The organism is Acinetobacter sp. YH12117, assembly GCF_013418865.1.
Classification (GTDB): Bacteria; Pseudomonadota; Gammaproteobacteria; order Pseudomonadales; family Moraxellaceae; genus Acinetobacter; species Acinetobacter indicus.
Map to the genome: position 1 here is coordinate 54998 of NZ_VPBF01000016.1, position 8137 is coordinate 63134.

An 8137-nucleotide genomic window follows, 5' to 3' on the forward strand; every position below is an offset into this window, starting at 1 on the left:
ATCACGGTCGATGTTGCAAGAAAAAAATGGTTTGAAAATGGATGCTAGATGACATCCATTTACCCCACATATTAAAAACGATAACGAAGCGCGAGCTGTGCATTCAGTGGGTCGCCCATCATATTGGAATCGTTTCCTTCACCATGTCCTGAGATAAAATAATCACGGTCAAACAGGCTGTTCAGATTCAGCGCTACATCATACTGCGCGGTCTGATAACCCAGCGCGGCATTGAAAACCGCATAGCCCGGCAAGACATTTTTATTGTCCGGCGCACTGAAGCGGGAGGATTCTGCCCGGCCACCCACTGCAGCAAACCAGTTTTTATCCAGTTGATACTTTAACCAGAGATTGGCGCTGTTTTTGGGCGTTAATGCGGCCTGTTTACCGGCCAGACCGATGGTCGATTTTTCAATTTTTCCATCCATATAGGCATAACCCGCCAACAGGGATAATTGATCGCTGAGCTGACCGGTCAAGGACACTTCAACGCCTTGCGTGCTTTGTTCCCCAGCCAGCATCGCCAGCGGCGGATTACTGTCCGGAATTTTATTTTGGATATTGCTCTGCGTCATTTCAAATACGGCCAGGGTCATATTCAGCCGATCATTGATGTCCCATTTGGTCCCGACTTCCAGGTTTCTGGTTTTGGTCGGTTTCAGGTCGGCACTGTTGCTATAAAACACGAATGAATCTGCAAGTGGCTGAAACGACTGATTATAGGCGGCATATAAGGATAAATTTTTGGTCGGTTGATAGACCACGCCCAGGCGAGGGGAGAGGGTCTGGTCATCGCGCTGGATGCTGCTGTTATTTTTCTGATCATGCCTGTATTGGGAAAGATGATCATAACGTACCCCGGCCAAAACCTTGAGCTGTTCATTCAGGCTGATCAGGTCTTGTACATAGACAGCATAATTTTCAAATTTGCTGGCGGTATTGACTCTTGGAGTGACAGAGGTATCGACCGGTGACCAGTGCGGCAAGACCGGATCATACAAATCGGCCGTGGCTTTTGACCCTAACCAGAATATCTCATCTTTATGCTGCTGGCTGTATTCAGTGCCGATTAAGGTATCGTGTTTGATTTGACCAGTATGAAAGACGCCAGATAATTCATTCTGCAAGAAGATGCCATCTTCATCGCGCATGCGTTTAATCTGGCTGAGCGTGATCTGATCTGCTGCTGGACTGGCGTTGCCGTATTCCCGGTCTAAGGTATAATTCTAATGCCGGGCGACATCGCGATATTTCAGCTGATCATTGAACTGATGTTCTAGCGTAATCGTTTGGCTGGATACTTCAGTATCGACATTGCCTACATCCTTTGCGTTGGAGGCACCATAGAATATTTTTGGATTGGTACGTACCGGTCAGCGGGTCCATGGGAAAGCCTTGGTCGGCCAAACGGTCATCGTGCAGATAATCGGCTTGCAAGAGCAGAGTGGTTCGATCTGAAATATCCCATTGTACAGACGGTGCTACAGTTTCCCGATTGACGAAACTCTGATTGTGATAGCCATCTGAGTGTTCGACCGCACCGGTCAGGCGGACTTTGAGCTGGTCATTGAGAGCATCGGCAAAATCAAGTTTGGCACGTTTTTGCCCCAGGCTGCTGCCGATCAGGCTGATTTCATGCAGTGCTTCATCCAGAGGCTTTTTATTGATCCGGTTGATCAGGCCGCCTGCTGAACCTCGGCCATATAACACCGACCCGGGCCCTTTTAGCACTTCCACCCGTTCTACATTCGACAGATCACGATAATACAGCGCGTCATCGCGTACCCCATCGACATACTGATCGGAAATGGCTGAAAAGCCGCGAATCATGACCTGATCACGCTGGCCATCTCCGACACTAAAACTTAAACCGGTCACATTCTGCAATGCGCCTTGCAGGGAGGTCACATTCTGTTCTTTTAAGACTTGTTGCGGAACCACATTCACAATTTGAGGAATATCTTTCAGTTGTGCCATACCTTTGCTGGTGGTGGAGGCTTGCTCTACTTGTGTTTTCAGGCTAAGGCTTGCCTGTGCCGAAGAGTTGAGTGTGGGTAAAGTCACAGCACTGGCTGTTTCGTTGGCATAGGCTTGCGCTGTCATCAAGCCGATTGAAGACAGCAAAAAAAGAGAAGATTTCATAACACGCTCTGGATGGACCCTGAAAAAAAGTGCATGCAGTGTGGGGAATAAATAGCCTGCCGTAAATGATATTGAATATCACTCTCTATTGATGGTAATTATTATTTAATTGGCTTTAATGAGATATTTAAATCAAAAATATCCGCAGAGAGGATGCTGATTTTTCCTGATTTTTCCAAATGATAAAGAAATATGGTGAGTTCTGTTCTGCGGTGAAAAGGCTAAGTATTTTAAAGTGAAACAGATGCGGGGATTGTTTGTTTTTATCGCAAAGTCGCGATCTCCAGATACTTTTATTTTCCACTTAAAATTTAAACCGATTCCGGCCCAAGTGCTCTAATGATTGTTGGCTGAAATCTGCTACAATTGCGCCAATTTTAAGTTATCCCTTCACGGCTTGGATTTACATGAAAATGTGTGTCGCAAACTGTGTATATATTGAAGATTTCCCTTATGTTTAAAGATCAACTCGCGAAAGAAGTCGCGGCGCGCAGGACCTTTGCGATTATTTCCCACCCCGATGCCGGTAAAACCACCATGACAGAAAAACTGCTGTTATGGGGGCAGGCGATTCAGGTGGCGGGGATGGTGAAAAGTCGTAAATCGGATCGGGCGGCGACCTCGGACTGGATGGAAATGGAAAAAGAGCGTGGGATTTCGATTACCACCTCGGTCATGCAGTTCCCGTATAAAGACAAGATGATCAACCTGCTCGATACCCCGGGGCACGAAGACTTCTCGGAAGATACCTACCGGACCTTAACCGCGGTAGACTCGGCACTTATGGTGATTGACGGGGCCAAAGGTGTCGAAGACCGGACCATCAAACTGATGGAGGTGTGTCGTATGCGTGACACGCCAATTATCTCTTTCGTCAACAAAATGGACCGTGAAATCCGTGAGCCTTTAGAGCTGCTGGATGAAATTGAAAACGTCCTGAAAATTAAATGTGTACCGATTACCTGGCCGCTGGGCACCGGGCGTGATTTTGCTGGCGTGTTTAACCTGCTGGAAGAAAAATTTTACGTGTATAAAGCCGGTTTTGGTTCAACCATTCCTGAAATTGAAGTGCGTGATGGCTATGACCATGCTGACCTGCGTGAAAAAGTCGGTGAACTGGCCTGGGCGGCATTTGAAGAATCTTTAGAACTGGTGCAAATGGCCAATGAACCGCTGGATCGTGCAGAGTTCCTGGCGGGTCGTCAAACCCCGGTACTGTTTGGAACTGCACTGGGTAACTTCGGGGTTGACCATGTCCTGAATGCTTTTAGCGACTATGCACCACCACCAAAAGCGCATCCGACTCAGGACCGTGTGGTCGAAGCGACTGAAGAAGGTTTCACGGGCTTTGTCTTTAAAATCCAAGCCAATATGGACCCGAAACACCGTGACCGGATTGCCTTTATGCGGATCTGCTCAGGCAAATATGAAAAAGGCCTGAAGATGAAGCATGTGCGTATTGGTAAAGACGTGCGTATTTCCGATGCTTTAACCTTCCTGGCTGGTGACCGTCAGCACCTGGAAGAAGCATGGCCGGGCGATATTATTGGTCTGCACAACCACGGTACCATCCAGATTGGTGATACCTTCACCTCAGGTGAAAACCTGCAGTTTACCGGTATTCCGCACTTCGCACCGGAAATGTTCCGCCGTGTACGTTTAAAAGATCCGCTAAAATCGAAGCAGCTGCAAAAAGGCTTAAAAGAGCTGTCGGAAGAAGGGGCGACCCAGGTATTTATGCCGCAAAACAGCAATGACCTGATCGTGGGTGCGGTCGGTGTGCTGCAGTTTGAAGTAGTGGCCTATCGTCTGAAAGAAGAATACAAGGTCGATTGTATTTATGAGCCGGTCAGCATCAATACGGTACGCTGGGTGTCTTGTGAAGATGAGAAGAAATTCAACGAGTTCAAGAAAAAAGCCCATGACCAGTTATCGGTTGATGGTGGCGGTCATCTGACCTATCTGGCGCCAAGCCGCGTCAACTTGCAGTTGATGCAGGAGCGTTATCCGGACATCGTGTTCCGTAACACCCGCGAACACTAAAGGGTTATCGCCGTTAAAACAGCTTCTTCGTGAAGCTGTTTTTCTAGGATGAGGAAAATTTCAGGAAGAGAGATCAACAATGCAAACAAAAATCAGTTTTATTGCTTGTGCCGTGCTGGCACTGTCTTTGGGTGGCTGCGACTCATCTTCCCAGAAAAACGAATCGGCTGAAGATGCACGTCCTGAAAAAAATATCTTCCAGCAGGAAAAGGCTGAGGTGCTGCCATTCCTGCAGATTAAGCAGCAGCCGGCAGAGATTGCTTTGCCATTTTGTGAAAAGAAAAACTGTATTGATCTGGATATTCAAACCATTCAGACGCAGGATCCATGGCTGAACCAGTGGATTGCCAAAAGTCAGGCCAAGGTGATTCAGGACCAGATCGGGCTGAAACAGGACATGAGCCTGCAGCAGGCAGTGAATGCCTATGTGAAAAAATCTGATGCCTGGCAGGCCGAGTTTGCCAAAAATCCGGCCTATGAACTGGCGCTGTATACCCGGCTGGCCTATCAGCGTAACCAGTATGTGTTATTGCAGATAGGGGTGGATAGTCATCAGGAAACGGTAAAAGTTAAAGAGCGTTATTATTTTTTCGTGGCTGATCGTCAACAGCAGCAGGCTTTAACCGCACTGGATATTATTCAGCCCGAGCAGCAAACCGCGATGCATGCAATCGTGCAGCAGGCCTATCAGCAATGGCTGAAAGAACAGAGTACAGAGGTGCAAAATACCGCACCGAAAACCTTATATTGGGGACAGGCCGACTGGTTCTTTGATCATGAAGGTATGGGGCTGCATTATCGCACCCATGAAATTGTGAAAGATGGAACACAGCTTGATATTTACTTAACGAAAGCACAAACTCAACAAGTTGTAAAAGCTGAAATTTATTCGCGCATGTTTTAATAATCAGAACATCCGCTTTGAATCTGAGATGCACAAAAGGCAATAAAGGTTATTCAATGTTAAAGCAAAAAACAGCATGGGTGATGAGTGTCTTGGCTGTGTCCATGGCATTGACCGCATGTCAGCCCAAAAATAATGAACCGAAACAGGAACAGCAGGCGCAGGCCCCAGAAGTTGAACAGCAGGCGCTAAAACTGATTGGTGAGCCGGAAAAGCTGCAGCTGAACTTGCCGGAATGTGAAGGCAAGAACTGCCCGGAGCTTTCTGTTGAGCGTTTGCAGAGTAACCAGCCTTTTGTTGATGAGCAGATTGATCAGTACATTCTTAAAGAACTGAACCAGACCCTAGAAATTGCTCCGGCAGATAAACCTCTGAATGTTGAAGCACCAGCCTCTGCGGCAGAGCCAGCTTCCTCGGCACAGGCACTGACGCAAATTCCAACGCCAAAACAGAAACTGGAACAGCAGGTGCAGCCCTTTATTGCGGCCTTCTTAAGTCTGGATCAGGAAATCAAGGCGCTGAGTGCCAATCATCAGATTAGCCTGATGATTAAACCAAAAATTTTAAATTCGGAAGGGCCACTGGCCACCGTGGTGGTAAATAGCAGCAGCTATCTGGGCGGTGCACATGGCGCTACTGCACAAACCTATTTTAATTTTGACCTGGAGCAGAAAAAGCAGGTCAAACTGGTTGACATCTTGCAGCCGCAGCAACGAGCTGCATTGGAAGCTGCCGCCTATGACGCCTTTAAACAATGGGTGGTAGACAGCAAACTGGCCAATAATGTTGCCGAATATGAGCAGGCCTGGAAATTCAAGCTGTCGGATAATTTCTATCTGGGGCAGCAAGGCCTGATTCTGCAATATGCCGAATATGAAATTGGACCGTATGTGGTCGGTTTGCCACGGCTGATGATTCCTTATGCAGAGCTACAGCAGGTATTGAAAAAACCGTATTTGCCGGCACCTGAAGCGCCAGCCAGCGAAGCCACTACAGCAGCTGCGTCCAGCACTGACGCGAAAACCATCTAATGGCATTGGCACTGTTTGATACCCATACCCACTTTGATGTGGCGGATTTTGATGCCGATCGGGAGCAACTGGCCTATCAGGCGAAGCAGGCGGGTGTCGAACAGCTGATTCTAATTGGCTTTGTGCAGTCGCGTTTTCAGCAGTTGCTGGATACTCATCAATGGTTGAACCGGTTAAGCCAAGCGCCGCGAAGCCATCTGGCACCGGGATTACATCCGTTTTATATCGAGCAGCATCAGCCGCAACATCTGCTGGATTTAGAACAGTTATTGCGTGAACAGGACTGCGTTGCGGTTGGTGAAATTGGCCTGGATACCTTTTTAAAGCAGCATAAACAGCCCGAGCTGTATCAGAAACAGCAAAAGTATTTTACCGCCCAGCTGGAGCTGGCACACCAGTTTCAGCGTCCGGTATTGCTACATATTCGTAAATCCCATGCCGATGTGCTGGCGCTGCTAAAACAGCAGAATTTTAGCTATGGCGGAATTGCCCATGCCTTTAGTGGCGGTGTTGAAGAAGCCAAAGCCTTTATCAAACTGGGTTTTAAAATTGGCGTGACCGGACAAATTACCAATCCGAATGCCAAGAAACTGCATCGGGTGGTGCAGGAATTAGGCCCAGAACATCTGGTGCTTGAAACCGATTGTCCGGATATGACACCGCTGTGCTGCCAGTCCTCGACCGAGCAGCGCACCCGCAATACGCCGGCCAATTTGCCTTATGTACTTGAAGGGCTGGCGCAAAGCCTGCAGATGGAGCAGACAGCACTGGCTGAGATGATCTGGCAGAATTCGTTACAGGCTTTACATCTGGCCTAAAATTTAAATCTCTCGCTGCTGTTGCGCCGTGCAAAAATCCTCCAATCTCACACGCCATGTGAAAAAACCGTTAAAATAAGCCCTCCTGTATAAGATTTGATTGTGCAATGACTGAACTGCTCCAAGATGATGAATATGACCGCCGTTTTGCCGGTGTTGCCAAAATTTATGGTGAGGACAGCTTTCAGTATTATGCCAACAGTCATGTCATGGTGATTGGTATCGGCGGGGTCGGTTCCTGGGCGGTTGAAGCCTTGGCACGAACTGGTATTGGTGAGCTGACCCTGGTGGATATGGATGTGGTGGCCGCTTCCAACATCAACCGGCAATTACCGGCCATGAGCAGCACTTTGGGCCATGAAAAAATTGAAATTATGGCCGAGCGTTGCCGTGCTATTAATCCACGCATCAAGATCAACCTGATTGATGATTACCTGACCCCGGACAATGTCAAAGACCTGCTGGCGCATACGCCCGATGTGGTGCTGGACTGTATTGATGATGTCAAAGCCAAGCTGGCGCTGATGCTGTATTGCCGCTTTAATAAAGTGCCGCTGATTGTGTCCGGCGGTGCCGGCGGTAAACTCGATCCGCTGAAAATTCGTGTGGCCGATTTATCTAAAACCGAACAGGACCCGATGCTGGCCAAACTACGTGCCCAGTTGCGTAGCAAAGGCATCTGTAAAAAGCCGAAAGAGAAGTTCGGGATTACCTGTGTCTATTCAATTGATAATCCGTTTTCCAGTGCTGATGTCTGTGCCAGTGCCGGGCTGCGCTGTGGTGGCTATGGTTCGGCGGTAGTGGTTACTTCCAGTTTTGCGATGGTGGCCGTGGCCGAAGTTCTGAAAAAACTCGATCAGCTAAAAGCCAAACAGGCATAATCCGGTTACGATCTGATTCTAAAAAAAGCCCTCAATTGAGTAATGCCAGTCAGTTAAGCAAATTTTAGTAAAATGTAGTAAAAATGAGTGTATGTAAATACGCTCATTTTTTTATGTCTTTATCTGAACATTTAGAATCCACTCTTGAACATGCTCTCCCATCACTCAACCATTTTTGTGAACTTATTGATTTAAATTGGATTGAAACAAGCCTGCATCAAACAGGTAAGGCATCGATCAGAAGGAGAAAATTACCTGCTGAGCACGTGGTTTGGCTTGTTCTTGGGCTTGCCTTGTTTCGCAATCAACCCATCAGCT

General features: G+C 47.7%; 6 protein-coding genes and 1 pseudogene. 6 read left to right on the plus strand and 1 reads right to left on the minus strand.

Annotation, left to right across the window (positions count from 1 at the left end; all coding sequences use genetic code 11):
- Positions 1 to 71: 71 nt before the first annotated feature.
- A pseudogene (locus FTU55_RS07745) lies at positions 72 to 2142 on the minus strand (TonB-dependent receptor).
- Between the two features lie 453 nt (positions 2143 to 2595).
- Here FTU55_RS07745 and FTU55_RS07750 point away from each other — a divergent pair.
- From FTU55_RS07750 to FTU55_RS07775, 6 genes are all read left to right on the plus strand, one after another.
- Complete coding sequence (locus tag FTU55_RS07750; protein WP_005180132.1) at positions 2596 to 4185, plus strand: peptide chain release factor 3; 1590 nt, start codon at positions 2596 to 2598, stop codon at positions 4183 to 4185.
- Between the two features lie 79 nt (positions 4186 to 4264).
- Complete coding sequence (locus FTU55_RS07755) at positions 4265 to 5089, plus strand: hypothetical protein (protein WP_171431664.1); 825 nt, start codon at positions 4265 to 4267, stop codon at positions 5087 to 5089.
- A 56-nt stretch (positions 5090 to 5145) separates the two neighbouring features.
- Positions 5146 to 6120: an RsiV family protein gene (locus FTU55_RS07760; RefSeq protein ID WP_180046688.1), complete on the plus strand. Its 975-nt coding sequence runs from the start codon at positions 5146 to 5148 to the stop codon at positions 6118 to 6120.
- Positions 6120 to 6938, plus strand: a complete 819-nt coding sequence (locus FTU55_RS07765) for a TatD family hydrolase (RefSeq protein WP_180046689.1) — start codon at positions 6120 to 6122, stop codon at positions 6936 to 6938. The genes FTU55_RS07760 and FTU55_RS07765 overlap by 1 nt, the downstream gene beginning before the upstream one ends.
- Before the next feature lie 107 nt (positions 6939 to 7045).
- On the plus strand, positions 7046 to 7819 hold the full coding sequence (locus FTU55_RS07770; RefSeq protein ID WP_075167522.1) for a ThiF family adenylyltransferase: 774 nt from the start codon (positions 7046 to 7048) through the stop codon (positions 7817 to 7819).
- A 113-nt stretch (positions 7820 to 7932) separates the two neighbouring features.
- A partial coding sequence (locus FTU55_RS07775) for a transposase domain-containing protein (protein ID WP_171294683.1) occupies positions 7933 to 8137 on the plus strand: 205 nt, incomplete at its 3' end.